The sequence below is a fragment of the Herbaspirillum sp. C7C2 genome (genome assembly GCF_022627865.1).
Classification (GTDB): Bacteria; Pseudomonadota; Gammaproteobacteria; order Burkholderiales; family Burkholderiaceae_D; genus Herbaspirillum; species Herbaspirillum frisingense.
In genome coordinates this window covers 76,328-103,287 of sequence record NZ_JABXGI010000002.1, presented here as the reverse complement: position 1 = coordinate 103,287, position 26,960 = coordinate 76,328, and the positions used below count along the sequence as shown (strand labels likewise).

21 protein-coding genes are annotated in these 26,960 nt (G+C 63.0%); 15 read left to right on the top strand and 6 right to left on the bottom strand.

Going from position 1 to position 26,960, the window contains the following annotated elements:
* Positions 1 to 33 precede the first annotated feature (33 nt).
* Both HWE04_RS04095 and HWE04_RS04090 read left to right on the top strand, forming a co-directional pair.
* On the top strand, positions 34 to 1,668 hold the full coding sequence (locus HWE04_RS04095; protein WP_241811598.1) for a methyl-accepting chemotaxis protein: 1,635 nt from the start codon (positions 34 to 36) through the stop codon (positions 1,666 to 1,668).
* 249 nt (positions 1,669 to 1,917) lie between these two features.
* Positions 1,918 to 4,521: a 2-oxoglutarate dehydrogenase E1 component gene (locus HWE04_RS04090; RefSeq protein ID WP_241811597.1), complete on the top strand. Its 2,604-nt coding sequence runs from the start codon at positions 1,918 to 1,920 to the stop codon at positions 4,519 to 4,521.
* A gap of 213 nt (positions 4,522 to 4,734) precedes the next feature.
* Here HWE04_RS04090 and HWE04_RS04085 read toward each other — a convergent pair whose 3' ends face one another.
* The 5 genes from HWE04_RS04085 to HWE04_RS04065 all read right to left on the bottom strand — a co-directional run bounded on the left by HWE04_RS04085 (position 4,735) and on the right by HWE04_RS04065 (position 9,779).
* Positions 4,735 to 5,235 carry a Csu type fimbrial protein gene (locus HWE04_RS04085; protein ID WP_006463916.1) on the bottom strand — a complete coding sequence of 167 codons (501 nt, stop codon included), beginning with the start codon at positions 5,233 to 5,235 and terminating at the stop codon, positions 4,735 to 4,737.
* Positions 5,236 to 5,450: 215 nt separating this feature from the next.
* Positions 5,451 to 5,933, bottom strand: a complete 483-nt coding sequence (locus HWE04_RS04080) for a Csu type fimbrial protein (protein WP_006463915.1) — start codon at positions 5,931 to 5,933, stop codon at positions 5,451 to 5,453.
* A 26-nt stretch (positions 5,934 to 5,959) separates the two neighbouring features.
* Complete coding sequence (locus tag HWE04_RS04075) at positions 5,960 to 8,236, bottom strand: fimbria/pilus outer membrane usher protein (protein ID WP_241811596.1); 2,277 nt, start codon at positions 8,234 to 8,236, stop codon at positions 5,960 to 5,962.
* 23 nt (positions 8,237 to 8,259) lie between these two features.
* Positions 8,260 to 8,934 (bottom strand): fimbrial biogenesis chaperone, encoded by a 675-nt coding sequence (locus HWE04_RS04070; RefSeq protein WP_241811595.1) that lies wholly within the window; start codon positions 8,932 to 8,934, stop codon positions 8,260 to 8,262.
* A 353-nt stretch (positions 8,935 to 9,287) separates the two neighbouring features.
* Positions 9,288 to 9,779, bottom strand: coding sequence for a Csu type fimbrial protein (locus HWE04_RS04065; RefSeq protein WP_102663824.1), 492 nt, complete (start codon positions 9,777 to 9,779; stop codon positions 9,288 to 9,290).
* A gap of 425 nt (positions 9,780 to 10,204) precedes the next feature.
* On the opposite strand from HWE04_RS04065, the gene HWE04_RS04060 reads away from it, so the two are divergent.
* The 4 genes from HWE04_RS04060 (at position 10,205) to HWE04_RS04045 (ending at position 14,904) form a co-directional block, all read left to right on the top strand.
* Positions 10,205 to 11,989 carry a sensor histidine kinase gene (locus HWE04_RS04060; RefSeq protein ID WP_241811594.1) on the top strand — a complete coding sequence of 595 codons (1,785 nt, stop codon included), beginning with the start codon at positions 10,205 to 10,207 and terminating at the stop codon, positions 11,987 to 11,989.
* Between the two features lie 97 nt (positions 11,990 to 12,086).
* A complete protein-coding gene (locus HWE04_RS04055; protein WP_077235390.1) occupies positions 12,087 to 13,550 on the top strand; it encodes a hybrid sensor histidine kinase/response regulator in 1,464 nt (487 codons plus the stop codon).
* Positions 13,550 to 14,200, top strand: coding sequence for a response regulator (locus tag HWE04_RS04050; RefSeq protein WP_039875663.1), 651 nt, complete (start codon positions 13,550 to 13,552; stop codon positions 14,198 to 14,200). The genes HWE04_RS04055 and HWE04_RS04050 overlap by 1 nt, the downstream gene beginning before the upstream one ends.
* A 230-nt stretch (positions 14,201 to 14,430) precedes the next feature.
* Positions 14,431 to 14,904, top strand: coding sequence for a response regulator (locus tag HWE04_RS04045; protein WP_077235391.1), 474 nt, complete (start codon positions 14,431 to 14,433; stop codon positions 14,902 to 14,904).
* 119 nt (positions 14,905 to 15,023) lie between these two features.
* On the opposite strand, the gene HWE04_RS04040 is transcribed toward HWE04_RS04045, so the two are convergent.
* The gene (locus HWE04_RS04040) at positions 15,024 to 15,701 is read right to left on the bottom strand and encodes a Crp/Fnr family transcriptional regulator (protein ID WP_039875661.1); all 678 of its coding nucleotides are present in this window, start codon (positions 15,699 to 15,701) and stop codon (positions 15,024 to 15,026) included.
* A 267-nt stretch (positions 15,702 to 15,968) separates the two neighbouring features.
* Between HWE04_RS04040 and HWE04_RS04035 the strand changes: the two genes are divergently transcribed.
* The 9 genes from HWE04_RS04035 (at position 15,969) to HWE04_RS03995 (ending at position 26,933) form a co-directional block, all read left to right on the top strand.
* Positions 15,969 to 17,930 (top strand): AMP-dependent synthetase/ligase, encoded by a 1,962-nt coding sequence (locus HWE04_RS04035; protein ID WP_241811593.1) that lies wholly within the window; start codon positions 15,969 to 15,971, stop codon positions 17,928 to 17,930.
* A 73-nt stretch (positions 17,931 to 18,003) separates the two neighbouring features.
* Positions 18,004 to 18,885 (top strand): ABC transporter ATP-binding protein, encoded by an 882-nt coding sequence (locus tag HWE04_RS04030; protein ID WP_241811592.1) that lies wholly within the window; start codon positions 18,004 to 18,006, stop codon positions 18,883 to 18,885.
* An 89-nt stretch (positions 18,886 to 18,974) separates the two neighbouring features.
* Positions 18,975 to 19,889, top strand: a complete 915-nt coding sequence (locus tag HWE04_RS04025) for a branched-chain amino acid ABC transporter permease (RefSeq protein ID WP_006463904.1) — start codon at positions 18,975 to 18,977, stop codon at positions 19,887 to 19,889.
* A 171-nt stretch (positions 19,890 to 20,060) separates the two neighbouring features.
* Positions 20,061 to 21,137, top strand: coding sequence for a branched-chain amino acid ABC transporter permease (locus HWE04_RS04020; RefSeq protein ID WP_241811591.1), 1,077 nt, complete (start codon positions 20,061 to 20,063; stop codon positions 21,135 to 21,137).
* 99 nt (positions 21,138 to 21,236) lie between these two features.
* The gene (locus HWE04_RS04015; RefSeq protein ID WP_241811590.1) at positions 21,237 to 22,568 is read left to right on the top strand and encodes an ABC transporter substrate-binding protein; all 1,332 of its coding nucleotides are present in this window, start codon (positions 21,237 to 21,239) and stop codon (positions 22,566 to 22,568) included.
* A gap of 67 nt (positions 22,569 to 22,635) precedes the next feature.
* A complete protein-coding gene (locus HWE04_RS04010; RefSeq protein ID WP_006463901.1) occupies positions 22,636 to 23,499 on the top strand; it encodes an ABC transporter ATP-binding protein in 864 nt (287 codons plus the stop codon).
* Between the two features lie 11 nt (positions 23,500 to 23,510).
* Positions 23,511 to 24,782, top strand: a complete 1,272-nt coding sequence (locus tag HWE04_RS04005) for a phenylacetate--CoA ligase family protein (RefSeq protein ID WP_241811589.1) — start codon at positions 23,511 to 23,513, stop codon at positions 24,780 to 24,782.
* 307 nt (positions 24,783 to 25,089) lie between these two features.
* Positions 25,090 to 26,376 carry an alanine transaminase gene (gene alaC / locus HWE04_RS04000; protein WP_241811588.1) on the top strand — a complete coding sequence of 429 codons (1,287 nt, stop codon included), beginning with the start codon at positions 25,090 to 25,092 and terminating at the stop codon, positions 26,374 to 26,376.
* A 134-nt stretch (positions 26,377 to 26,510) separates the two neighbouring features.
* Positions 26,511 to 26,933, top strand: coding sequence for a YXWGXW repeat-containing protein (locus tag HWE04_RS03995; RefSeq protein WP_413628911.1), 423 nt, complete (start codon positions 26,511 to 26,513; stop codon positions 26,931 to 26,933).
* Positions 26,934 to 26,960: the final 27 nt, after the last annotated feature.

Sequence of the window (26,960 nt, the reverse complement as noted above, 5' to 3'; positions counted from 1 at the left end):
TTTGGCATCTAATGGGATTAAGAGGGGGTAGCGATGAAGCTCGCCAATTTCAACATTGGCGTCCGCTTGGGCGCAGCATTTGCAGTGGTCTTGTTGCTGATCGTGGTGACCGCCACGGTCGGGATCCGGAACCAGTCTTCCAACAACGCTGAAATCAACAGCATCGTCAACGAGAAGTACCAGCTCATCGCCTTGAGCAACCAGATCAAGAACAATGGCTACAAGGCCAACGCAGTATTGAGCAACATCCTGCTGGCCGCCACACCGGAAGCATCGGCCAAGTACATGGACGAATACGCCGGCCTGCGCAAGGCCAACACCGAGGCCTACAAGCAGCTTGAAGGCATGCTCGATTCCGACAAGACCAAGGCCCTCTACGCCGAGCAGACCACTGCCCGCGCAGCCTATGGCGTGGCCGTGCGCAAGTTCTTCGAACTGATGAAGAATGAGGACCGCGCTGCCGCCACCACGCTGTACCAGGGCGACATGTCCAAGCTCCAGCTGGACTACTTCGTCATGGTCGACAAGATGGTCAATTCGCTGGCCAAGGAAATGGTGGTCGATGCCGGCCAGGCAGCCGAAGACGGCCAGATGGCCGTGATCCAGATGCTGGTGCTGTCGGCCGTGGCCGTGGTGCTGGCCTCGGTGGTCGGGGTGCTGATCACGCGCTCCATCACCGCCCCGGTACGTCACGCGGTCATGCTGGCTGAGACCGTGGCACAGGGTGACTTGTCCTATCGCCTGCAGGCCAAGGGCAAGGACGAGATCAGCCGCCTGCTGCAGGCGCTGCAGCACATGAGCGATAACCTGCATGACACCGTCTCCAACGTGCGCAACGGCACCTCGGCCATCGACATGGCCGCACGCGAACTGGCGCAGGGCAACCTGAGCCTGTCGGATCGTACCGAACAGCAGGCCAGCTCCCTGGAGGAAACCGCCTCGGCCATGGAGCAGCTGACCTCGGCAGTGCGCCAGAATGCCGACAACGCCTTGCAAGCCAGCCACCTCGCCGTCTCGGCCTCGGACGTGGCCGTGCGCGGCGGCGCTTCGGTCGAGCAGGTGGTCAACATCATGAGCGCCATCAGCACTTCTTCCGGCAAGATCGCCGACATCATCGCCGTGATTGATGGCATCGCCTTCCAGACCAACCTACTGGCCCTGAACGCGGCAGTCGAAGCAGCCCGTGCCGGCGAACACGGTCGCGGCTTTGCCGTGGTGGCCAGCGAAGTGCGTGGCCTGGCCCAGCGTAGCGCCGTGGCCGCCAAGGAAATCAAATCCCTGATCGAAGGTTCGGTCAGTCACGTCAAGGCTGGCAGCACCATCGTCGAACAAACGGTGGCCACCATCGATGAAGTCATCGCCAGCATCAAGCATGCGACCGATCTGATCACCGACATCAGCGCCTCCAGCAAGGAGCAGAGCGAAGGCATCGAGCAGATCAACCAGGCCATCAGCCAGATGGACCAGATGACCCAGGAAAATTCCGCCCTGGTGGAGCAGAACGCTGCCGCCTCCAAGGCCTTGCAGGCCCAGGCCGAGCAGCTGTCGGCCCTGATGGGACGTTTCCGCCTGAGCGAACTGATCGCCCATTCCGGATATGCCGGTGCGGCACGCGGTGGCGTGCGCGAAAAGATCATCCAGCCCGAGCTGTCCCTGATCCAGGGCTAGTAGACGGATAGGGTTACCCGTTTTTGTGTGAACGCAGTGTGGTAAGAGGGGCCGTGAGGAGACCATGGCCGGCCATTCACGGCCGGTCGTGACAAGAACAAGGCGTCCCATCCGCAGGCATTGCGGGTGAGGACGCGATCATCGTCTTTTCCGTCAAGGGCATGTCCGCAATTTCGATTTCGAAATGATCTCGAGCTCGTTGTCGAGCGTGATGCGACATGTCCGTGCACTTGCCTAGAAAGGTTCGCCATGCCACTTCATTCTCCGAGTTCACTCGGGCAGACTTCCTCCACAGCGCGCCAGGCCCTGGCGTATGCCCGCATCCAGTCCTTCATCGATGCCTACCGCAACGAGGGGTATCGCATCGCCGATATCGATCCCCTGGGCACGATCTCGGTGCCCGACATTGCGGCTCTCCTGCCGCAGACGCACGGGCTGGAGGACGAGGACATCGCGCTGGCACAGCATCGCTTCCTCGACGGCCTGGGCCTGACCAATGTCAAGGAGCTGACCCATCACCTGAGCCGGCTGTTCTGCGGCCCGCTCGCCCTGGACTGCAGCGGCGTGCGTGACGAGCCGCGCCGTCAGTGGCTGCTGGCGCGTCTTGCTGCCCGTGACCCCGGCGCCGAGCCGCAGGCACTGGAACGCGCCGCCATCCTGGCCCGCCTGGCAGCCGCCGAGCAGTGGGAAAACTATCTGCAGCAAGACTATCCGCAGGCCAAGCGGTTTTCCCTGGAAGGTTGCGAAAGCCTGCTCCTGTTGATGGATACCCTGGTGGAGCGTTGCAGCTTCTACCAGCTGGACAAGCTGTTCTTCGCCATGCCGCATCGTGGCCGCCTCAACCTGCTGGTGAACCTGATGCAGATGCCGGCCGCCGAGATCGTGGCCTACTTCGATGCCAGCAAAACCACCCTGGCCGCCGCCAGTGCGGTGGATCTGCCTTACCACCTGGGTGCCGAGGCCGTGCGCCATACCGCACTGGGCCAGGTCGGTCTGTTCCTGGCGCACAACCCCTCGCATCTGGAGAGCGCCTATCCGGTCCTGCTGGGCATGGCCCGCGGTTACCGCGCCAGTCACCCCAAGGCAGCGCCGCCCGCCTCGGTGGTGATCCATGGCGACGCCGCCTTCTGCGGCCAGGGCGTGGTGATGGAGTCGCTCAAGCTGGCCCAGCATCCGGGTTACGACGTGGGCGGCACGGTTCACGTGATCGTCAACAACCAGATCGGCTTTACCACACCCAACCCGCTGGATCCGGAAAACCACGGCTACTGCACCGACATCGCCCGCATCGTCGGCGCGCCGGTGCTGCACGTCAATGCCGACCAGCCGGAGGCGGTGTTGCGCGCGGCGCGCATCGCCTTCGACTACCGCATGCAGTTCCACGCCGATGTGGTCATCGACCTGGTCGGCTATCGCCGCTGGGGACACGCCGAGCAGGACACGGCTACCGTGACCCAGCCGCTGCTGCATGGCTTCATCGACAAGCATCCCTCGGTGACCCGGCTGTACGCGCAATCCGGATGGCCTGGTTCTGATGCGGGAGCCGCCCTGCTGGCCACCAGCAGCCAGCAGGCGCTGGCCGCCTTCAGGGCCAGCCGTCCAGGTCATGCCGCAGCGTCGGCGGCGACCTCCACCTCGGAGCGTACGCAGGACAAGACCTCCGAAGCAGCAGCCGCGCCCAGCCTGAACCAGATGCGGCAATGGGTGGAGCGGATGACACGCCTGCCGGCTGGATTCGAACCACATCCGGCCATCGTCAAGCTGATCGCGCAATGGCAGCACAGCGTGGCCGCGCCCGAGCACCCGTGCAGCTGGAATTTTGCCGAGAACATGGCCTATGCCTCCCTGCTCAGTGTCGGTCACGGCGTCCGCATTTCCGGCATGGACGTGCAGCGTGGCACCTTCATGCAACGTCATGCCGTGTGGCATGCGGTGGATGAGGCGCAGGCGCAGCAGCGGTCCTTCCTGCCCCTGCGCGAAGTCGCAGCACCCCGCGCCAGCCTGGAAGTGATCAATTCGCCCCTGAGCGAAGAAGCGGTGGTCGGTTTCGAGTACGGCTTCAGCGTGCAGGCGCGCCCGGATGCGCTGACGATCTGGGAAGCCCAGTTCGGTGACTTCGTCAACGGCGCCCAGATCATGATCGACCAGTACATCACCTCCGGTCGTGGCAAGTGGGGCTATGCGTCGGCGTTGACGATGCTGCTGCCGCATGGCTACGAAGGCGTGGGGCCGGAACATTCCACCGGCTATCTCAGTCGCATGCTGCTGCTGTGCGCGGGTCAGAATATCCGGGTGGCCTATCCCTCCAGTTCGGCGCAGTGGTTCCACCTTCTGCGCGATCAGGCCCTGCATGCGGACCGGCCGCTGGTGGTCTTTACGCCCAAGTCGGTGCTGCATGGGGAGCCGCGTGCCAGTTCCCCGCTATCGGACTTGCTGGAGCAGGGCTTCCAGCCGCTGCTGGGCGACCCTGAGGGGCCGCAAGCGTCCGCGGTACGGCGTGTCGTGTTGTGCAGCGGCAAGGTGCGCTACGACCTGGCCGATGCCCGCGCCAGCGCGCAGGACCAGGACACCGCGCTGCTGCCGGTGGAGCAGCTCTATCCCTTCCCGACGGCGCAACTGGGTGACGTCCTGCGCAGCTATCCGCAGTTGCAGGAAGTGGTGTGGGTACAGGAAGAAGAGCGTAACCAGGGTGCCTGGCTGTGCGTGCGCGATGCCATCGAAGCCGCCTTGCCGGAGACGGTGCGCCTGCGTGCGGTCTATCGCCCGGATACCGCCTCTGGGCCGACCGCCTCCAAGGCCAGCCATTACGCCCAGCAGGCAAGCCTGGTGCAAGCGGTCTTTGCTCAAGGCTGAGCGAAGGAGGGCGAAGGAGGGCGAAAAAAAACGGTGCACTTCTGCGCGAAGTGCACCGTTTACCCCCTCCGGTTTTCCCCGGTTATCTGGTCGTGTTGACGTTGTAGTCCGCAAGTTAAGCTTTAGTCAAGTAACTTTCGTGCTGCAGCTGCTCAAGTCCGGCTTCAAAGGCGCTTCGGCATGCGGCTGCCGGGCGCGTGCAGCGTATTTGTCTCAGTAGGTCAGCGTGACCGTGACGGTATCCGAGTAGGCGCCGGCCAGCGGGGTCTGGGCGGCGGGAATCTGGCCGTAGACGGTCAGCGTCTGGGTCAGGCCCGAGCCGGTGCCGGTGGCGGTATCGGTGCCGATGGTCGAGCCCCAGTTGTTGGTGCGGGCTGCATCGCGGTAGAGGGCATAGTTCAGGGTGCCACCGCCGGCCGCGCTCATCTTGCGGCTGCTGACGGTGGAGCCGCTTCCGGTGCCGGCATCCAGGCCGACGTTGTAGGCGGTGCCATTGGTGCAGAGCACGGTGATGGTGCCGGACTGGTTGACCACGCTCTGGGTGTAGGCGCCGAAGGCGATGGCCGAGCCGACCACGGTGCAGGCGGCAACCACCGAGGCGCTGATGGTCAGCGTGCCGCTGGCGGTGGCGGCGAAGGAAGCCGGAGCGCTGGAGGCCAGGACGACGGCGGCGATGGAAGCTGCAACGAAACGATTCTTCTTGGCAAAAAACATTTGGTTTCTCCGGTGTTGGCCGCCCGTCCTTGCCCCTTGCAAGAACTTCCCTGTGCAGCGCTGGTATGGAGACACTTTAATTTCCGGGCGGCGCCAGCGACATCCGGCGATTCCCTAGCCACCCGCCAATCTGCGTCAGGGAAAACCTGAGCCGCCACATCGGCTATGCCCAGCGACGTCCAGCGACTTCCAGCGATACGGCCGGCGCCAAGCGCTCAATAGGTGATCAATACCGTCAACGTATCCAGATAGCTGCCGGCCTTGGCATTCTGGCTGCCCGGCAAGCGGCCGTAGACCGTGTAGGTCTTGACCACGGGTGTGAGAACCTGCAGCAGATAGCCATCGGTGATGAAGCTGGTGCTGGAGGAGCCGTCACCCCATGTCGAGGTCCGTGCCGAGTTGGTATAGACCTGGTAGTTGAGGCTGTTGGCGCCACTGAGCATCTTGCGCTGCGCATAGGCGCCGCTGCTGCCGGTGCTGAGCTTGACGGTATAGCCGATCAGCAACGACACCGTGGCCTGGCAGGTCACGGTGATGCTGCCGGTATTGTCCAGATGCGCACTGGACTGCGGGTCATACAGCCCGAACGCCACCGGATTTGTGGCCGACGAGCAGATCTGTTGCGCCTGCACCGGGGCGCATGCCAGCAGGACAAGGGCCCAGGCCAGGGCCGGGCGGATTGGAGGGATCGTCTTCATGTGTTCTCCATGATGCCGGTCGCGTTTCAATGGCAGATCACGACTTCGTTGCTCATGCCGCCTTCGCTGCGCGGTTGCGGCGTCAGCGTGGCGTGGCATTGCGCCCCCGAGGGCAGCAGTACGTCCAGCGTATTGACCGGTGCCAGTTCCTGCAGGTAGCTCACGCCGTCATAGCCCACGGGCGCCTGCAGACCGGTCTCGCGCACGCGGATGCTGGCGCCTAGCGGAATGAACTGGCCCACTGCATCCTTGAGGATGATGGTCACATCCGAGGCCCGTCGTGCATTGAAATGCACCACTACGCCGGAGCGATCGCGCGGCCGGATGTACTGGTCCGGTTGGTCCAGTTGCAGTGTCAGCGGCAGGTCCAGCACGTCCACCGAAATCTTGTTGACGTCGTAGGCGCGCAGGTCGGTCAGCAGTAACTGGCCGTTGTCGTCGGTGCGGCCAGCGTAGCGGTTCTCGTTGTAGATGCCGACGTTCTTGACGCCGCTGGCATTGACCACGGCAAAGCTGTCCTCGATCCAGTCCGAGGCGAAGCTGCCGCCATCGATGAAGGATACCGAGCCGCGCGCCCCCAGCCGCTGGCTGGTGGTATGGGCTGCCTGCGAGGCGGCCGCGGTGAGGCTGCCATAGCGGCTCTTGTAGTTGAGCTGGGCAATGCGCTGCTGATAGCTGCCTTCGGTGTCCTGCAACTGCCAGCCCAGGTCGCCGATGGCCACCGTCGAGCGACTGGCCTGCAGGGTGGCGGTGCGCTGGCCATTGTTGTTGCTCACGCTGGCACCGGCCACATCGCGCCCGCCGAAGGGGATGATCAGGCCGATGGTGGCGCCATAGCCGCTGTTGCGGAAGTCGCGGTAGCCGGTCAGGTACATGTTGGAGCTGCTGCCCACCGATTTGAACCAGGTCACCGTCACCGTCTCGCTGTCGGCCAGGCCGCTGGTGCCGGTATCGGTAAAGAGCAGCGGGCTCTTGCTGCGCGCATAGGCCATGCTCAGCGAGCCGCCGCTGCCCAGGTTCAGGCCCAGCGTGGCGATGGTGGCCGCGCGCGAGACCGGCGCGCCCTGGATGGCGCCGATGTCCTGGTAGTTGCGGGTGGACTGGGTGCGGGTCAATGACACGCTCACCGGATCGGCGTTGCGTTCGATGGCCAGCGACACCTGCTGGCCCGAGCCGCTGTCGGCACTGCTGGCGGCCAGCGAGGTGGCCAGCACGGCGCGGTTGCCGAGATTGAAGACAGCGCCACCACCGGCCAGTTTCAGGCTGCGCATGGCCTCGGCATGGCCCTCCAGCGTAAGGATGTCGCTCATCCCCTGGCGGGCCGTGCCGGACAGGGCGAACTGCCCGTAGTCATTGCTGCGCAGGCCATAGCGGCGGCGTACCCAGCCACCCTCGACCGAATAGGACGACAGGCCCGGTTTCAGCAGGCGATCGGTGGCGTAGAAGTTGATGGTACGCAGGGTCTGCCGTCCCAGTTCGTCGGTGACCGCCACCGCGATCTGGCCGGCGCCACTGGCGATAGGAGGCTGGCGGATCTCGAAGGGGCCGGGCGGCACCGGTTGCGAAAGCTGGCGCACGCCATTGACGAACAGGTCCACGGTGGATGGCACCACGGTTTCGCCGCCCAGCGAAGGCGTGGGGAAGCGCACCAGGTCCGGACGCAGGTTGAAGTCCGACGCGTACTGGAAGCCGCCCAGTCGCACCGAGCGGGTCCAGGCCAGGCTGCCATTGATGACGTCACCCAGGCGGTAACGCGTCAGGCTGGCCGGTTGGGAATAGGTATAGGTGGTTTCCAGGCGGGCCGATACGCCGCCGCTGTTGCCGGTATAGCCCAGCCCGGTCGAGCTGAGCACGCCGCTGCCGCTGAACCAGCGCGCATCGAACAGCCCGCCCAGGGCATGCTGGTTCTGGCTGGAAGTGGCCAGCAGATCGTAGTTCAGGACCAGCCCGCGCCCGCCCTCCGACAAGGGAACCCGGCTGGCAATGCTGGTGGCGTCGATGTCGGTCGTATTCATGAAACGGGCCGCAATCATGAGGTTGATCCGGGCAGCGCCCTCGTCGAGGTCGATCCCGGTAGCGATGGCGCGCAGGGGAATCAGTTCGTCGTCGGCACCATCCACGCGCAGCTTGAGACTGCGCAGTTCGGCCGCGGTCGCATACAGGGCTTGCTGGCGACGCGTGAATTGCGCCACCAGATCGGTGCCGCGGCCGTTGATGGACACTTCCAGCAGCAGCACCTCGTCACCGGTGGCGGCCCGTGCCACGGTCGCCGTGGCGCCCAGCAGCACCAGCATCAGAGGCATTAGCCAGAGCAGCAGCAGCCGTTTCAAGGCGCCACGGTGAGTTCGGTATCAATCGGCCCGGCATCACTGTTGGCAGTCAGTTTGACTTTGCTGCCTACGGCAAGCGGGGTCTCGGTGTCGATCAGGTATTGGCGGGTGATGCCGGCCAGCGTATAGGGGTTGCCGCCTGCCGGTGCGGTGATCTTCTTGCCGTTGGGAAGGGTCAGCGCCAGGTCCAGCAAGCGGGCACGTCGGTTGCCCAGGTTCTGCACCACCAGACGCGCCGGCTTGCCTGAGCGTAACTGGTAGTCAAGCTGCGGCTTCGGCATGCCGGTAGGGGCAATGAACACCGGCATGGAAATCCGGAACTTGAAATTGATGGTGGCGCCTTCCGCCGCGGAGGGAATTTCGTCGATCAGCAGGCGAAACGCGATCTCGCCGGCCCCCGCTGCCTGGCGCGACACCACGCGGATCACCTGGGACGCACCCGGCGCCAGGTTGAACACCGGCGGGCTGATGATCAGGTTCTGGGTAGGTTGCAGATCATCCTTGCTGTCGACCTGGTTCCAGTCGTAGGCACGGATCTGCAGCGACACATTGTGATTGTCGTTATTGACGATCTTGATCACCCCTGCCGTGCGTGAGGAGGATAGCTCCAGCACCACGGGGGCAATCTCGAAATTGGAGGCCTGCGCCTGTTGCCATCCCCCTGCCGTCATCAGGCAGCCCATTGCACAGACACGTGCGAGCCGCCACAACATGGTTTCTGATCTCGTCACGCTACGAAATCCCCATTCTGGTTGTCAGGTATTTGTCAATTTTTTGCTAGATTAAAACGAAACCGCGACAGGTCAAACAAAAAGTTGCAAGGCAGCCACAGAATTTAACTGAAAGTTAAATATTTCCTTTCGTCAACTTGCGTATTGGGATGGAAGATGTACGTCTGGCGCGGACGTAAAAATGGCGCGACTTCATGTGAAAAGTCGCGCCATGCATGGAGGGTGCGGGTAGGGAAGTGATCGCAGGCGGTGCCTGCCTGCTGGCGCATGGCCTGCGCCGGCCAATTCGGTAGTCAGTAGGACAAGGTAATGGCGACCACGTCGCTGTAGCTACCGGCTCGCGCTGTCTGGCCCGCCGGGATATAGCCGTAGACCGGCACGTTCTGGGCGCTGCCGTTACCGACCCCGGCGACCGTGTCGCTACCACTGCTGTTGCCCCAGGCACGGGTGCGGGCAGCATCCTGATACAGGCCATAGTTGAGCGAATTGGCCCCGTCGGCAGTGGTCAGCTTGCGAGTGGCGACATTGCCGCCTGCGCCGGTGCCGGCATCCAGGCTGATCGTGTAGCTGGTGCCGGCGGAACAGGCCACGCCGATCTGGGCGTTCTGTTGCAGCGCGCTGGACGCATAGACACCAAAGGGCAGGGCGGCGCTCTGCACCACGCATTGGGCCGGGACGATGGCACTGATGTCGAGCTTGCCGGTGGTGGAGACGGCCACGGCATTCACGCTCAGGCCAGCCAGGAGACCGACGGCAAGGAAGAGGGCGGGTGATTTTTTCATCATGATGCGATGCCGGCAAATGTCTGTAAAAGCTGGAATATATTATAGAATTAATTTGAGTATTTACTCTGAAAACGGAGTCAAAGGTGCAGGCAAGCAACACCGTTTTCAGCAAATTTTAAGAATTTGCTTCGATTTGCTGACAGAAAGAGAACAATTGATGCCAGATCGTCACATTCCGGCATCGCTGCAGACAGCAAGGAGACGTACCCACGGCAGCGCTGCTGACCGTGCAATGGGGGACCGGGCGCAGCACCGCCGCGCGCCCGGAATGGAGATCCTGCGAAAAGACCATGCCCGCGCATCGCTTTGCGCGCCGGTCATGCAGGCGGGCGATCAGGTAACCGCTCCGCAACTTCAGGACGTGACCGCCAGACCGATGAAAAGTAACCGATGTGACCGATGTGACCGATCTGATCATATGATACATGCCGATAACTAGACAAAGCGGGCTGGCACGCGCCAGTACCGGCCTCTTCTTCCTGCTGGCCTTGCTGCTCTCGCTGGGCGTGGCAGCATTTTCCTATTACAGCGTGCGCGATTTCGAGCAGCGCGCAGTCTGGTTGCAGCATAGTCACGCCGTCATCAACAAGCTGGAAGTCGCCAATTCGACCGTGCGCGACGCGGTCAGCAATTCACGCGGCTATGCCTTGTCTGGCAACCAGGAATACCAGGCCGGTTTCGAGGCGGGCGTCAGGCAAATCGAGGTGCTTCTGCAGGATCTGCGCCGGCTCATGAGCGACAATCAGCAGCAGCTGCAACTGCTGACCCGCACGGAAGATCTGGTATCACAGCGGATCAGCCTCTCCCGTCGCCTGATGGAGCTCAGTCCAGACGAAGGGCGCCAACGGGTACTGGAAGGCAAGGACCTGAGCGATCGCATCCGCAACGGCTTTGAAGAGATGAAGAGCAACGAGAATGCACTGCTTGCCCGGCGTGCCCATGACACCGCCGCCAGCGCCGACCTGACCATCATCATGGTGGTCAGCGGCAGTCTGCTCAGCATGGCCTTGCTGGTGATGGTCTACAGCAAGCTGCGCCGCGAGATGAGCCGTCGGGTGGAGGCGCAGCAGCGCGCCCAGGCCTATTCCGACGAGATCGAAGACCTTTACAACAACGCGCCCTGCGGCTATCACTCGGTCGATGAGACCGACAAGACCATCATCAAGATCAACGATACCGAACTCAAGTGGCTGGGCTACACACGCGAGCAGGTGGTCGGGCGCATGACCCAGCTCGATCTGCTCAGCCCCGTGAGCGCCGAGCGTTACCAGCGTGATCTGCATCCGCAATTCCTGCTCAAGCGCGAGATCAACGGCATCGATCTCGACTTCCGCCGCGCCGATGGCAGCGAATTCACGGCCCTGGTCAATGCCACGGCCATCCCCAGCCGCGACAACAGCAAACTCATTAGCCGCACGGTCATCTATGACATTTCCGAGCGCAAGCGCGCCGAGGACGAGATCGAGGCCCTCAACGCCGATCTGGAACGGCAGGCCCAGCACCTGCATAGCGTCAACAAGGAACTGGAGAGTTTTTCCTATTCCGTCTCGCATGACCTGCGTGCTCCGCTGCGTGCCATTTCCGGTTACGCCATGATCCTGGAGGAAGACTACGCCAGCGTGATCGACGAAAAGGGCCGCGAACAGCTGCAGGTGATCCGCCGCAACGTGCGCAAGATGGATGAACTGATCAACGACCTGCTCAAGCTGGCCAAGTCCACCACGGGTGAACTGACCTTGCAGCGTTTTTCGATGGAAGAGGTGGTGGGCCAGGTCATCGCCGGCCTGCGCCAGGAAAATCCGGCCGTGCAGTTCGAGGTTGCGCCGCTGGAAGGCGCCGTGGCCAATCGCGGCCTGATCACCCAGGTCTGGGAAAACCTGCTCTCCAATGCCGTCAAGTTCAGCAGCAAGAACGACCAGCCGCTGGTGCGGGTGACCATGGAAGTCGGCCCCGAAGAATACATCTATGGCGTGCATGACAACGGTGTGGGCTTCGACATGCGTTATGTGCACAAGCTGTTCGGCACCTTCCAGCGCCTGCATCGCCAGGAAGAATATCCAGGTACCGGCATCGGGCTGGCGCTGGTGCAACGCATCGTGATCCGCCATACCGGCCGGGTCTGGGCCGAGAGCACTCCCAAGGTGGGCGCGAGCTTCTATTTTTCGCTGCCGCGCAAGGGTGTCATGCCCAGCCTGGGTGATGTGCGCTGAAGTGGCATGATCGAGGCCCGGCATGAGAGCAATATCGTATGAACCAATGTGCTAGCCGCATTCTGAACAAAGAGTCTGACCGAGAGAGACCTGCCCCATGAGCATTCCCCTACGCGTGCTGTTCGTCGAAGACATGGAAGAAGACGCCGTGCTGATGGTGCGCGAACTCAAGCGCGGCGGCTTCGAACCGACCTGGCAGCGGGTCGACGACGAACAGGCCCTGTTGGCGGCACTGCACGAGCAGCGCTGGGACATCGTCATCTCGGATTACTCGATGCCCATGTTCAGCGGCGTGGAAGCCCTGAAACTGGTCAAGGCCGACAACGACCAGACGCCGTTCATCATCGTCTCCGGCGTCATCGGCGAGCAGACCGCAGTGGAGGTGATGAAGGCCGGCGCCCAGGATTACTTCCTCAAGAGCGCCATCGCCCGCCTGCCGCACGCGGTCGACCGCGAACTGCGGGACGCCCAGGCGCGGCGCAAGCAGCGCGCCAGCGCCCAGGCCCTGCGCGAGATGCAGGCGCGCTTCAACGCCTTCATGAATGCCGCGCCGATGCCGACCTGGATCAAGGATTCGCAGCTGCGCTACAGCTACGTCAACCCGGCGCAGTCGGCTTTCTTCGGCATGACCCCGCATGACATGGATGGCATGACCGACGCCGAGCTGATGAGTACCGGCGCGGCCCAGGCCTCCCAGGAGTACGACCGCAAGGTGCTCGACGAGAAGGTCGAACTGCATACCCAGGAAACCATCTTCGACCACAACCACAATGCCCGCATCCTCGATGTCGTGCGTTTTCCCATCAGCGGCGAGGGCAAGGGTGACATGGTGGCCGGGCTGGCCATCGACGTCACCGAGCGCGAGCAATCACGGCGCGAGCTGGAGCTGGCGATCCAGCGTCAGCAGTTGCTATCGTCGCGGGTGATCGAAGTACAGGAGCGCGAGCGCCAGCACCTGGCGCGCGGCCTGCATGACGACGTCGGCCAGTCCCTGACGGCACTCAAGATCAACCTGGAAACCATCAAGAAGACCGGCACCCTGGAAGGCCCGTCGCTGCAGAACGGCATCGACATCGTCACCGCCGTGCTGGCCCAGGTGCGCAGCCTGTCGCTGGACCTGCGTCCGCCGCAGCTGGACAACCTGGGCCTGATCGCCGCCCTGCGTTCCTACGTGGAGCAGAAATCCAAGCTGGCCAACGTCAATGGCTGGTTCGAAAGCAGCGGCCACGACGGCGAGTTGCACCACGACATCGAAAACACCGCCTTTCGCATCGTGCAGGAAGCGGTCACCAATATCCTGCGTCACGCCAGGTGCCAGAACATCTGGGTCAAGATCGACCGCCAGCAGGACCAGGTCTATCTCAGCATCCGCGATGACGGTCGCGGCTTCGACATCGAGCGTGCCCGCAGCAACGCCATTTCCGGCACCAGTTTCGGCCTGCTCAACATGGAGGAGCGGGCCGTGCTGGTAGGCGGTTCCATGGATATCACTTCAGCGCCCGGCGCAGGGACGGAAATCGTCATGCACCTGCCGGTCGCTCCTATCGTCAGGAGGTTGTAATGCTTACACGAATCATGCTGGCCGACGACCACGCCCTGGTGCGCAGTGGCATCAAGGCATTGCTGACCGCCATGCCGGGCGTGGAAGTGGTGGGCGAGGCGTCCGATGGCGCCGAGGTCATCGAGATGATCCCGCAGCTGAAACCCGACCTGGTGCTGCTGGACATCGCCATGAAGGGGATGAATGGCCTGGAAGCGCTACGTCGCCTGCGCGGCGAATACCCCACCATCCGCTTTTTGATGCTGTCCATGTACGGCAGCGAGGAATACGTGATGCAGGCCTTGAATGCCGGTGCCAACGGCTACCTGTTCAAGGACTCCGCCGCCACCGAGCTGGAAAAGGCGCTCTACGAGGTCAAGCACGGCCGCCAGTACCTGGACTCCCACATCTCGCGCGAGGCCCTGGACAACTACATGAAGCGGGTCGCCCAGAACGGCACGCCGGTGGAGGTGCTGACTCCGCGCCAGCGCGAAATCCTGCAACTGATCGCCGAGGGCAACAACACCAAGGAGATCGCCTACCAGCTCAATGTCAGCGCCAAGACCATCGAGACCCACCGGGCGCAGCTGATGGACCGGCTGGATATCCGCGATGTGCCGGGCCTGGTGCGGTACGCCATCCGGACCGGGATTGCCACCCCGGACAAGTGACAGCTTTACCTGGTTAAGGAAAAATCTGATTTTTTTTGAAATCGCCTGTGCAATAATCCCCTGACAGTACCGGGATCGGCGTCGGTACTGGTGTTCCAGCGAATCGCCGATGCTGGAAACTAGGGGAGGTCAGTTCCCGACGTCCCTGACGTCTTTCGGTGGTGGCCAGATGTGGTCGGTCCGGCAAGAATAGTTCCAGCTTGAAATTTACTGAAGAAAGCGATCCATCCATGGATATCGAGCAATATGACATCATCCTCGTCGACGACAGCCCGGAAGTGGCCGAGTTGACTCGCCTGGCGCTGGGCAGCCGCAAGCTGGCCGACAAGCTGACCTGGTTTGCCGATGCGGAACTGGCCGAGGAGTTCTTCTTCCAGGGGGAATATGCACACCGCAAGGACCTGCACCCCTACCTGATCCTGCTCGATCTGAACCTGCCGCTGATGAGCGGTCACGATTTCCTGAAGATCATCAAGTCCAATGCCGCCACCTCGCACATCCCGGTGGTGATGTTCTCTTCCTCGGACGACCAGCGCGACATCAACCAGAGCTATGAACTGGGCGCCAATGGTTACGTCGTCAAGTCCACCGACCCCAAGGAATTCATGGGCACCGTGGTCGATACCGGCATCTACTGGCGCAATCGCAACCGCCCGGCACGTAACGGTGAAGATGCCCCGGCATCCCCGGCGGCAGCTTCCTGAGAGGAGCCACCGGTCGCCAGGCCGTTGTCCCAACGAAAAAGCGCGGCTGTGACCGCGCTTTTTTCATGCCGTGCTGCAGGCCGAGACCGTGGACGGGTGGACGGGCCAGGCCCGGGGTTTCACCCCGGAAATTGCCGCAGGCCATCCAGGTCGTTGATGGTGATGCTGCCGTAATCCACCTTCAGCAGGCCGGCCTTTTCCAGTACCTGCAGGGCCTGGTTGGCGCGCTGGCGCGAGGTGCCGGAGAGATTGCCGACTTCCTCCTGCGAAATCTGCAGGTTGCGGCCGATGCCCGGGTTCAGGTAGGGATTGAAGAGGGCCGCCAGGCAGCGTGCCACGCGGGCATCCGGCTCCAGCATACGGTCGTATTCCACCAGCGAAATGAACAGCGCCAGGCGCTCGTTCAACTGCGTCACCAGGAAACGGTTGAAGGGGATGCTGTTGTCCAGCAACCAGATGTAGGTGGCCTTGGGCATGTACAGCAATTCGCTCTCGCGCAGTGCCACCACATCGTACTTGCGCGGCTCGTCCTTGAGCAGCGAGCCTTCGCCCAGCCAGCCGCCATTGGCCATGCCGGCGAAGGACACGGTCTTGCCCTCGGGCGAGACGCTGCTCATCTTCAGCAAGCCTTCATGCACGCCGATCCAGTGCGCCACCGGGTCACCCTTGCGGCAGACATAGCCACCGGCGGCAATCTTGCGGCTGACCACTTCGGATTCCACCCGGGCCAGTTGCTCTTCGGTCAGCGCCTGCGCCCAGATGCTCTTGGACAGCATGCGTCGAATTGATGTCTCCATGATGATGCGTCGCAATATCGAAAGTTTGTCAATTGTCGGTGAGATGACATCCACTGGCAACCTCTCACTCTACTATCATCGCAAAAAAGGCCTGAACCAAACCCAGGCCAATCATAGAGACAGGACAGCTGGCATGCCCGACACAATGACTGCCGCAGTAAGAGCAGCGTAAGCCTGGCAGCACAGACTGATCCGACACCGGATTCGCCTCGATACACGGAAAAGTGAACGGGCGAATCTTTCGAACCTGCACAAGAAGGTGGGAAGATGGTGGAGACGAGACAAGACAACCAGGCCGCGACCTTTCCGCGGCTGCTGCAGGCGCATGCCCGCCAACGCCCCGAGCGGGCCGCCTTCCGCGAGAAGGACCTGGGCATCTGGCAGACCACGACCTGGCGCCAGGTGGCCGACGAGGTACGCAGCTTTGCCTGCGGCCTGGCGGCCCTGGGCTTCAAGCGCGGCATGAGCCTGGCCATCATCGGCAACAACTGCCCGCGCCTGTACTGGGCCATGAGCGCCGCGCAGGCGCTGGGTGGTATGCCGGTGCCGCTGTACCAGGACGCACCGGCCGCCGACATGGCCTATGTGCTGGCCGACGCCAACGTCGACTTCGTCATGGCCGAAGACCAGGAGCAGGTCGACAAGGTCTTCGAGATCAAGGAAAACCTGCCTCGCATCGCCCACGTCATCTATGACGACGAACGTGGCATGCGCAACTACCACCAGCCCGAGCTGCTGTCCTTTGCCCGCGTGCAGGAACTGGGGCGCGCCTACGAGCACGCCAATCCCGACTTCTTCGAGAAGGAAGTCGCGGCCGGCTCGCCCGACGACGTCGCCATCATCCTCTATACCTCCGGCACCACCGGCAAGCCCAAGGGCGTGTGCCATTCGCACCGGGCCATGATCACCACCGCCACCACGCTGGTGGAGTTCGATCACCTGGACCAGGACGACGACATCCTGTGCTACCTGCCGCTGGCCTGGGTGGGTGATTTCCTGTACTCCTTCGCCCAGCAGCACGTTGCCGGTTTCTGCCTGAACTGCCCGGAGTCACCCAATACCGTCATGACCGACCTGCGCGAGATCGGCCCGACCTATTACTTCGCGCCGCCGCGCGTGTATGAAAACATCCTGACCCAGGTCATGATCCGCATCGAGGATGCGGGCTGGCTCAAGCGCAAGATGTTCCACGGTTTCATGCGCGTGGCACGTCGGGTCGGCATGCGCATCCTGGATGGCAAGCCGGGCGTGTCGCTGATGGACCGGCTGCAATATGCGCTGGGCGACCTGCTGGTCTACGGGCCATTGAAGAACGTGCTGGGCATGTCGCGCCTGCGCGTGGCCTATACCGGCGGCGAGGCCATCGGCCCCGACCTGTTCGACTTCTATCGCTCCATGGGCATCAACCTGAAGCAGCTCTATGGCATGACCGAGACCTGCGTGACGGTGTGCATGCAGCCCTCGGGCGACGTCAAGCTCGATAGCGTGGGCCGGCCCATGAAGGGCGTGGAAGTGCGCATCGACGACAACGGCGAAGTGCTGGTGCGTTCGCCCGGCCTGATGAAGGAATACTTCAAGCGCCCCGACGCCACTGCCGAGGCCATCGACGCCAACGGCTACTTCCACACCGGTGACGCCGGCTTCTTCGACAGCGACGGCCACCTCAAGATCATCGACCGCGCCAAGGATGTCGGCAAGATGGCCTGCGGCAGCATGTTCGCGCCCAAGTACATCGAGAACAAGCTGAAGTTCTTCCCCTTCATTAAGGAAGCGGTGACCTTCGGCAATGGCCGCGAGCAGTGCATGGCCTTCATCAACATCGACATGGATGCCGTGGGCAACTGGGCCGAACGGCGCAACCTGCCTTACAGCGGCTACACCGACCTGGCCGCCAATCCGGCAGTGTACGAACTGGTGCGCGAATGCGTGGAAAAGGTCAATGCCGACCTGGTGGCCGACCCGCTGCTGGCCGATTCGCAGGTCCATCGCTTCCTGATCCTGCACAAGGAACTGGACCCCGACGACGAAGAACTGACCCGCACCCGCAAGGTCCGGCGCGGCTTCATCGCAGAGAAGTACGCGGTGCTGATCGAGGCGCTCTACGACGGTCGCGCGTCGCAGTACATCGAGACCCAGGTCAAATTCGAGGATGGTCGCCAGGGCATGATCGCAGCCGACCTGAAGATCGCCGAGGCCAAGACCTTCAAGACGCTGCAAAGCGCCGCCTGAGCAAAACGCAGTCCCGTCCCGGGCGCCCGCAAACGGCCCGGCCAGCAGCGTAGCCCGACCAGACCACCGCTGAATGAATACGACCATGAAACGACACCTGTCTTCCGAAATCCTGCCCTCGGGCCTGCCGCCCGTGACCAGCCCCGATGAAGAAGCAGCGGCCGTGGCCGCCAACGGGCGCCGCATCGGCGAGGTCATCCTGGACCTGCAGAACATCTCGCTGTCCTTTGGTGGCGTGAAGGCGCTGACCGACATTTCCTTCGATGTGCGCGAACATGAAATCCGCGCCATCATCGGCCCCAACGGCGCCGGCAAGAGCTCGATGATCAACGTCATCAACGGCGTCTATCATCCGCAGAAAGGCCAGATCCTCTATCGCGGCCAGCCGCGCCTGGGCATGCATCCCAGCGCCATCGCGCGCCAGGGCATTGCCCGCACCTTCCAGAACATCGCGCTCTTCAAGGGCATGACGGTGCTGGATAACATCATGACCGGGCGCAACACCAAGATGCGTTCGGGCCTGTTCTCCAACGCCCTGTGGTGGGGCGCGGCCCGCAACGAGGAAATCGAGCATCGCCACAAGGTCGAGGAGGTGATCGATTTCCTGGAAATCCAGCACATCCGCAAGACCCCGGTGGGACGCCTGCCTTACGGCCTGCAAAAGCGCGTGGAGCTGGCGCGGGCGCTGGCGGCCGAACCGCACATGCTGTTGCTGGACGAACCCATGGCCGGCATGAACGTGGAAGAAAAACAGGACATGTGCCGCTTCGTGCTGGATGTGAATGACCAGTTCGGCACCACCATCGTGCTCATCGAACACGACATGGGCGTGGTCATGGATATCTCCGACCGGGTGGTGGTGCTGGACTACGGCAAGAAGATCGGCGACGGTACGCCTGAGGAGGTGATGAGCAATCCCGAAGTGATCAAGGCCTACCTGGGGACCTCGCACTGAGGCTTGATACGGGATCGGCTGCGATGCAGGGCATCAATAAATAATATAAATAATAAAAACAATATCGAAGGCTGTAGCAAGGAGACGACATGCAATTCTTCCTCGAAGTCACCCTGAGCGGACTGCTCTCCGGGTTGATGTATTCACTGGTGGCCCTGGGCTTCGTGCTGATCTACAAGGCCTCGGGCGTGTTCAATTTCGCGCAGGGGGCGATGGTCTATTTCGCCGCGCTGGCGGTGGTGGGCCTGATGGAAAAGGGCATGCCGATGTGGGCCGCCATCATCGGCGCCTTCGTGGTGATGATCCTGGTGGGCCTGGCCACCGAACGCTTCGTGCTGCGCAAGCTGGTCAACCAGCCGCCGATCACGCTCTTCATGGCCACCATCGGCCTGACCTTCTTCCTCGAAGGCCTGGGGCCCTTGCTGTTCGGCAGCGAAGTGCGCCCCATCGACCTGGGCATCGTCGACGAACCGATCCAGTCGGTGATGGACAGCGTCGGTATCGGTCTCTCCAAGTTCGATCTCTTTGCCTCGGGCATGGTGGTGGCGCTGGTGGCGGCGCTGGCGCTGTTCTTCCAGAAGACCAAGGTGGGCCGGGCGCTGCGGGCCGTGGCTGATGACCACCAGGCCGCGCTGTCGCTGGGTATCCCGCTGCAGCATATCTGGGCCGTGGTGTGGGGCGTGGCCGGTTTCGTGGCGCTGATCGCCGGCCTGCTCTGGGGCTCGCGCAATGGCGTGCAGTTCGCGCTGACCATGACGGCGCTGAAGGCCTTGCCGGTGCTGATCCTGGGGGGCTTCACCTCGATCCCCGGGGCGATCGTGGGCGGGCTCATCATCGGTGCTTCCGAAAAGCTGGCCGAAATCTATATCCCGCCGGTGATGCAGGATGCCTTCGGCGGCAACTTCGGCGGCATCGAAGGCTGGTTCCCGTATGTGTTCGCGCTGCTGTTTTTGCTGGTGCGGCCGGAAGGCCTGTTTGGCGAGCGGCATATCGACCGGGTATGAGAGTGGGGCGAAGCAACGATGGCGATCTGACGCCGTTCGCCCTGAGTAGGCCGACGGCCGTATCGAAGGGCAGTTTCCGTGATCGGCAGCCGGTGCACAGGCTTCGATACGCCGCCTGGGGCGGCTACTCAGCCCGAACGGGCTGTTCAATCCAGCAACAAGGAGGATGCAATGCTGTACCGTGAAGCCGGACAATTCAAGACAAGCTACATCGCCGACAGCCAGATCTTCCCGATCCGCCAGGATCGCATCATCTTCACGCTGTTCATGGTGTTCGCCTTCGTGGCCGTGCCGCTGCTGGGCAGCGAATACTGGTTCTCGGCCATCCTGGTGCCGTTCCTGGTCTTCGCGCTGGCCGCACTGGGCCTGAATGTGCTGACCGGCTATGCCGGCCAGCTCTCGCTGGGGTCGGCCGCCTTCATGGCGGTGGGGGCCTACGCGGCGTACAACTTCCAGTTGCGGGTGGAGGGCATCCCCATCGTCGCCACGCTGCTGCTCTCGGGCGGTTGTGCGGCACTGGTGGGCGTGCTCTTCGGGTTGCCTTCGCTGCGCATCAAGGGCTTCTACCTGGCCGTGGCCACGCTGGCGGCGCAGTTCTTCGTGGTGTGGGCGCTGACCAAGTTCCCCTGGTTCTCCAACAACAGTTCCTCGGGCGTGATCAGCACCCCCAAGATCGATTTCTTCGGCATCGCCATCGACACCCCCGTGCGCAAGTACCTGTTCGTGCTGGCCGTGGTGAGCGTGCTGGCGCTGGTGGCCAAGAACCTGGTGCGTTCCTGCACCGGGCGCGCCTGGATGGCGGTGCGCGACATGGACGTGGCCGCCGAGGTGATCGGCATTCCCCTGATGCGCACCAAGCTGACCGCCTTTGCCGTCAGCTCCTTCTACTGCGGCGTGGCCGGTGCGCTGTATGCCTTCTGCTACCTGGGTTCGGTGGAGCCGGACGGCTTCTCGCTGGACCTGTCCTTCCGCATCCTGTTCATGATCATCATCGGTGGCGTGGGCAGCATCCTCGGCTCCTTCCTCGGTTCGGCCTTCATCCTGCTGCTGCCGATCTTCCTGGACAACGCGCTGCCGCCGCTGGCCGCGCTGCTGCACCTGCCGTTCACCAATGCCACCGTATCGCACATCCAGATGATGGTGTTCGGCGCACTGATCATCTTCTTCCTCATCGCCGAGCCGCACGGGCTGGCGCGGCTGTGGCAGATCGCCAAGGAAAAACTGCGTCTTTGGCCGTTCCCGCACTGAGGGTTCGCCGAGTGACGCAACACTGCATCAAGGTAGGCGGGGGCCGGATCACCGGCGCCCGATAAAAGTCGGCAACGACAACATAAAGGAGACGAGACCATGAAGACCATGAAGCATCTCAGGCAGCTGGTAGTGGCGACCGCCTGTGCCGCCAGCCTGCTGTCGGCGGCGGCCCCGGCGCTGGCCCAGACCAATGACCAGTTCATTGCCATCCCCAGCTACCGCGTCGGCCCCTATGGGACCAATGGCCAGTCCTACTACGGCGGCTATGTCGATTACCTGAACTACGTCAACCTCAAGGAAGGCGGCGTCAACGGCGTCAAGCTGTCCTGGGAAGAGTGCGAGACCGAGTACAACAACGCCAAGGGCGTGGAGTGCTACGAGCGCATGAAGAACAAGAACACGGTCACCCACGGCACGGCCATCAATCCCATGGCCACCGGCATCTCCTATGCCCTCATCGACAAGACCGCCGAAGACAAGGTGCCGCTGGTGATGATCGGCTATGGTCGTACCGATGCGGTGGACGGCTCGGTGTTTCCGTATGCCTTCCCGCTGGTGACGACCTACCAGATGCAGGTCTCGGCCATCGTCAAGTACCTGGCCGGCAAGAACAATGGCTCGCTGGCCGGCAAGAAGATCGTCTTCCTGTACCACGATTCGGCCTATGGCAAGGAGCCCATCGTGGCGCTGCAGGCCGAGTCCTCCATCGGCAAGTTCAAGCTGGTGGAAATCCCGGTGGCCCACCCCGGCAACGAACAGGGCGCGCAGTGGCTGCGAATCCGCCAGGAAAACCCGGACTACGTCATCTTCTGGGGCTGGGGCGTGATGAACCAGACCGCGCTGAAGGCGGCGCAGAAGGTCGGTTATCCACGTGACAAGATCGTCGGTTCCTGGTGGGCCGGATCGGAAGAAGACACCATTCCGGCAGGCGAAGCCGCCAAGGGCTATCTGTCGGCGACCTGGAACGTGGCCGGCAAGGATGTCCCGGTGATCGCCGATATCGACAAGGTGGTCTATGGCGCGGGCAAGGGCAACATGCAGGACAAGAACAAGCTCGGCTCCATCCTCTACAACCGTGGCGTGTCGGCTGCCATTGCCACCGTGGAAGCGGTGCGCACCGCCCAGGACAAGTTCGGCAAAGGCAAGGTCATGAGCGGCGAGCAGGTGCGCTGGGGCTTTGAGAACCTCAACATCACCGATGCCCGTCTGAAGGCCCTGGGTGCCACCGGTCTGCTGCCGGAGATCAAGACCTCCTGCGACAACCACGAAGGATCGGGCAAGGTGAAGATCCAGCAATGGGACGGCAGCAAGTGGGTGCTGGTGTCGGACTGGATCGAGGGTAACAAGAACCTGATCCACCCGCTGTTCAAGGCTTCCGCTGCGAAATACGCAAAAGAAAAAGGCATCACTCCTGCCTGCATGAAGTAGGCGCTTGCGCCGGCGGCTTTGCTCGTCTCCCACCGCCGCCGGTGCTTTTTTGGAAATGCGACAGACCATGAATGCCACACCGATTCCGACCAGTGCCAGCACCGTCCACAGCGCAGCCGCCCCGGCGGTGGCCAAGGCATTGGCCATCAACAATATCGAAGTGATCTATGACCACGTGATCCTGGTCCTGAAGGGCGTCTCGCTGGATGTGCCCGAGGGCAAGATCGTGGCCCTGCTGGGTGCCAATGGCGCCGGCAAGAGCACCACCCTCAAGGCCATCTCCAACCTGCTGCATGCTGAGCGGGGCGACGTCACCAAGGGCAGCATCGAGTTCCGGGGCGAGCGGGTGGACCGCATGACGCCCAATGACCTGGTCAAGCGCGGTGTGATCCAGGTGATGGAAGGGCGCCATTGCTTCGGTCACCTCACCGTGGAAGAGAACCTGCTCACCGGGGCCTATACCCGTGGCATCAGCCATGCCGAGGTGAAGCATGAACTGGAAAAGATCTACGATTATTTCCCGCGCCTGAAGGTGCGGCGCAAGTCGCAGTCCGGCTATACCTCCGGTGGCGAACAGCAGATGACGGCGATCGGCCGCGCCATGATGGCCAAGCCTTCGATGATCCTGCTGGACGAGCCCTCCATGGGCCTGGCGCCGCAGATCGTGGAAGAGATCTTCGAGATCGTCAAGGACCTGAACAGCAAGGAAAAGGTCTCCTTCCTGCTGGCCGAACAGAACACCATGGTGGCCCTGCGCTATGCCGACTTCGGCTACATCCTGGAAAACGGCCGGGTGGTGATGGAAGGCGCAGCCCGCGAGTTGGCCGATAACGAGGACGTCAAGGAGTTCTACCTGGGCGTGTCCGGCGCCGGGCGCAAGAATTTCCGCGACATGAAGTTCTACCGCCGCCGCAAGCGCTGGCTGGCGTAAGGGGAGGGCCCATGTCCGATCCCACCGAATTCATGCAGCAACTGGACGCCCTGGAACGACGCGATCCGGCCCAGCGCGAAGCGCAGCTGATGCAGGCCTTGCCATCCCTGCTGGCGCGCGCGCAGGCCGCACCGGGCTGGGCGCGCATCCTGGCGGGCATCGACGCTGCGGCCATCCGTTCGCGCGCGGACCTGGCGCAATTGCCGGTCACGCGCAAGTCGGACCTGAAGGAACTGCAGACCCGCGAAAGCCCCTTCGGCGGGCTCAACACCACGCCGGCACGTCAATTGCGGCGGCTGTTCGTCTCGCCCGGACCGATCTACGATCCCGAAGGCCATGCGGCCGACTGGTGGCGCTTTGCCAGCCCGATGAAGGCGCTCGGCCTGCAGGCCGGCCACATCCTGCAGAACTGCTTTGCCTACCATTTCACGCCGGCGGCCTTCATGGTCGAAGGCGCGGCGGCCCGCCTGGGTTGTGCGGTCATTCCGGCCGGCATCGGCCAGACCGAGCTGCAGGTCAATGCGATGACGGCCCTGAAGCCGGATGCCTATGTCGGCACGCCTTCCTTCCTCAAGATCATCATCGAGAAGGCGCAGGAAATGGGCGCCGACATCTCCAGCGTGCAGCGTGCCCTGGTCAGCGCCGAAGCGTTGCCGCCGTCGCTGCGCCACTGGTTCCATGAACACGGCGTACCGCAGGTGCTGCAGCTGTATGCCTCGGCCGATATCGGCAATATCGCCTACGAGACCATGAGCGACGGCGCCGTGCATCCCGGCATGGTGCTGGACGAATCGCTGATCCTGGAAATCGTGCGGCCCGGCACCGGCGATCCGGTGGCCGAGGGCGAGGTGGGCGAGGTGGTGGTGACCTCCTTCAATCCCGACTATCCGATGATCCGCTTCGGTACCGGTGACCTGTCGGCGGTGGTACAGGGCATCTCTCCCTGCGGGCGCACCAATACCCGCATCAAGGGCTGGATGGGCCGCGCCGACCAGACCACCAAGGTGCGCGGCATGTTCGTCCATCCCTCGCAGGTGGCCGATGTGCTGCGCCGCCATGGCGACGTCCTGCGCGCGCGGCTGGTGGTGTCCGGCGAGATGGCCAATGACGTCATGACCCTGCATTGCGAAGTGGGGGATCCGGCTGATCCGGCGGTCGATGTCACGGCGCTGGCCGGTAGCCTGCGTGATGTGACCAAGCTGCGCGGGGAGGTCCTGCTGGTGGCGCCGGGCAGCCTGCCCAACGATGGCAAGGTGATCGAGGATGCGCGCAAGTACGAATGAACGCATTGCCAGCGGGCTTCGTCATCGGACAAGCCCGCGCCGCGGCTGACCGTTCGTACTGAGTAGGCCCGTCAGGGTCGTATCGAAGGCGCTCATGCGGTGCTGCCGTCACGCCGCCTTCGATACGCGGCTGCGCCGCTACTCAGTCCGCTCAGTCCGAACCGATGGTGAGGGAGGAATGCACAAAATGTCTTGCGATCAGTCGCATGCCGGCTTGTGCATATGAAGGTTCGCGCATAGAATCATTCGCGGAACATGTGTTCCAACGTCGCTCGGACGGTTCCGGGCGCTTACGTGAAAGTCTTCCATGACGCAATCCGCCGATTCGCGCGATTCCTCGCGCTCGCCTGACATTTCTTCTTCCTCTTCTTCCTCTTCCTCCGTTTCTGCTGCACCCGCCGACGCCTTCCCGGTCAGCTTCCCGCGCATTGAGCGTCTGCCCCCCTACGTCTTCAACATCACTGCCGAACTGAAGATGGCGGCGCGCCGGCGTGGTGAAGACATCATCGACATGTCCATGGGCAACCCCGATGGTCCAACCCCACCGCACATCGTCGAGAAGCTGGTGGAGGTGGCGCAGCGTCCCGATACCCACGGCTATTCGTCCTCCAAGGGCATCCCGCGCCTGCGCCGCGCCATCGCGCACTGGTACCGCAGCCGCTACGAGGTGGACTTCGATCCCAACAGCGAGGCCATCGTCACCATCGGTTCCAAGGAAGGCCTGGCGCACCTGATGCTGGCCACCCTGGACAAGGGCGATACGGTCCTGGTCCCCAATCCCAGCTACCCCATCCACATCTACGGCGCGGTCATCGCCGGCGCCAATATCCGCTCGGTGCGCATGAGCCCGGGCGTGGACTTCTTCGACGAGCTGGAACGCGCCGTGCGCGAGAGCTATCCCAAGCCGAAGATGATGATCCTGGGCTTCCCTTCCAACCCGACCGCGCAATGCGTGGAACTGGAGTTCTTCGAACGGGTGGTCAAGCTGGCACGGGAACACCAGATCCTGGTGGTGCATGACCTGGCCTATGCCGACATCACCTTCGATGGCTGGAAAGCGCCGTCCATCATGCAGGTGCCGGGCGCGCGCGAGGTCGCGGTGGAGTTCTTCACCCTCTCCAAGAGCTACAACATGGCCGGCTGGCGGATCGGCTTCATGGTCGGTAACGCTCGTCTGGTGGCGGCCCTGGCGCGCATCAAGAGCTATCACGACTACGGCAGCTTCACTCCGGTGCAGGTGGCGGCCATTGCCGCGCTGGAGGGCGACCAGGCTTGCGTGGAGGAAATCCGCGCCAACTACGAAAAGCGCCGCAACGTGCTGGTCAAGGGCCTGCACGAGGCCGGCTGGATGGTCGATGTACCCAAGGCCTCGATGTACATCTGGGCGCGCATCCCGGAACCGTATCGCCAGTTCGGCTCGCTGGAGTTCTCGCGCATCCTGCTGGAGCAGGCCAAGGTCTGCGTCTCGCCTGGTATCGGCTTCGGCGAATATGGTGACGAGTACGTGCGCTTCGCCCTGATCGAGAACGAGTCCCGCATCCGCCAGGCCATTCGCGGCATCAAGACCATGTTCAAGAACGCCAAGGGGGCGTGATACAGGTCTGAAGTCGAGACTAAAGTCGTGGCCACGGTCGAGGCCACGGTTGAGGCCACAGCCAGGGCGGCGCCGGAACCGCGCCGCCTGGCTGAGGTCTTAGCTGAACCTTCAGTTTTTTGATGATTAATATGATTAAAAAAACAATATTCGCCACCCTGTTCGCGCTTGCAGCCTCCGCTGCCGTCCTGCCGGTGGCACAGGCCCAGGTGTCGGTCAACATCAACATCGGCGCGCCGCCGCCACCGCGGGCCGAACCGTTGCCGCCGCCGCGTCATGGCTATGTGTGGGCACCGGGTTTCTGGGACTGGGACGGGCATCGCCATGTGTGGCGTCAGGGCCATTGGATGCGTGAACGGCCCGGGTATGTCTATGCCGCTCCGGTCTGGCATCAAGGGCCGCGTGGCTGGGAACTGCAGCGCGGCGGCTGGCGCGGTGGGCCGCCACCGGGTCGGGGTCCGCGTGATCATGACCGCCATGATGATCGCGGTCCCGGTGGTGGACCGGGCCACGGACCGGGCTGTCCGCCGGGGCATGCGCGCAAGGGTGAGTGCTGATCCAGCCGCAGGAACGGCTGAGACCGG

What these genes read in the sequence shown, in the direction of transcription:
- HWE04_RS04095 (WP_241811598.1), top strand. Translation starts at nt 34, where the DNA reads ATGAAGCTCGCCAATTTCAACATTGGCGTCCGCTTGGGCGCAGCATTT.
- HWE04_RS04090 (WP_241811597.1), top strand. Translation starts at nt 1,918, where the DNA reads ATGCCACTTCATTCTCCGAGTTCACTCGGGCAGACTTCCTCCACAGCG.
- HWE04_RS04085 (WP_006463916.1), bottom strand. Translation starts at nt 5,235, where the DNA reads ATGTTTTTTGCCAAGAAGAATCGTTTCGTTGCAGCTTCCATCGCCGCC.
- HWE04_RS04080 (WP_006463915.1), bottom strand. Translation starts at nt 5,933, where the DNA reads ATGAAGACGATCCCTCCAATCCGCCCGGCCCTGGCCTGGGCCCTTGTC.
- HWE04_RS04075 (WP_241811596.1), bottom strand. Translation starts at nt 8,236, where the DNA reads ATGCCTCTGATGCTGGTGCTGCTGGGCGCCACGGCGACCGTGGCACGG.
- HWE04_RS04070 (WP_241811595.1), bottom strand. Translation starts at nt 8,934, where the DNA reads ATGACGGCAGGGGGATGGCAACAGGCGCAGGCCTCCAATTTCGAGATT.
- HWE04_RS04065 (WP_102663824.1), bottom strand. Translation starts at nt 9,779, where the DNA reads ATGATGAAAAAATCACCCGCCCTCTTCCTTGCCGTCGGTCTCCTGGCT.
- HWE04_RS04060 (WP_241811594.1), top strand. Translation starts at nt 10,205, where the DNA reads ATGCCGATAACTAGACAAAGCGGGCTGGCACGCGCCAGTACCGGCCTC.
- HWE04_RS04055 (WP_077235390.1), top strand. Translation starts at nt 12,087, where the DNA reads ATGAGCATTCCCCTACGCGTGCTGTTCGTCGAAGACATGGAAGAAGAC.
- HWE04_RS04050 (WP_039875663.1), top strand. Translation starts at nt 13,550, where the DNA reads ATGCTTACACGAATCATGCTGGCCGACGACCACGCCCTGGTGCGCAGT.
- HWE04_RS04045 (WP_077235391.1), top strand. Translation starts at nt 14,431, where the DNA reads ATGGATATCGAGCAATATGACATCATCCTCGTCGACGACAGCCCGGAA.
- HWE04_RS04040 (WP_039875661.1), bottom strand. Translation starts at nt 15,701, where the DNA reads ATGGAGACATCAATTCGACGCATGCTGTCCAAGAGCATCTGGGCGCAG.
- HWE04_RS04035 (WP_241811593.1), top strand. Translation starts at nt 15,969, where the DNA reads ATGGTGGAGACGAGACAAGACAACCAGGCCGCGACCTTTCCGCGGCTG.
- HWE04_RS04030 (WP_241811592.1), top strand. Translation starts at nt 18,004, where the DNA reads ATGAATACGACCATGAAACGACACCTGTCTTCCGAAATCCTGCCCTCG.
- HWE04_RS04025 (WP_006463904.1), top strand. Translation starts at nt 18,975, where the DNA reads ATGCAATTCTTCCTCGAAGTCACCCTGAGCGGACTGCTCTCCGGGTTG.
- HWE04_RS04020 (WP_241811591.1), top strand. Translation starts at nt 20,061, where the DNA reads ATGCTGTACCGTGAAGCCGGACAATTCAAGACAAGCTACATCGCCGAC.
- HWE04_RS04015 (WP_241811590.1), top strand. Translation starts at nt 21,237, where the DNA reads ATGAAGACCATGAAGCATCTCAGGCAGCTGGTAGTGGCGACCGCCTGT.
- HWE04_RS04010 (WP_006463901.1), top strand. Translation starts at nt 22,636, where the DNA reads ATGAATGCCACACCGATTCCGACCAGTGCCAGCACCGTCCACAGCGCA.
- HWE04_RS04005 (WP_241811589.1), top strand. Translation starts at nt 23,511, where the DNA reads ATGTCCGATCCCACCGAATTCATGCAGCAACTGGACGCCCTGGAACGA.
- alaC (WP_241811588.1), top strand. Translation starts at nt 25,090, where the DNA reads ATGACGCAATCCGCCGATTCGCGCGATTCCTCGCGCTCGCCTGACATT.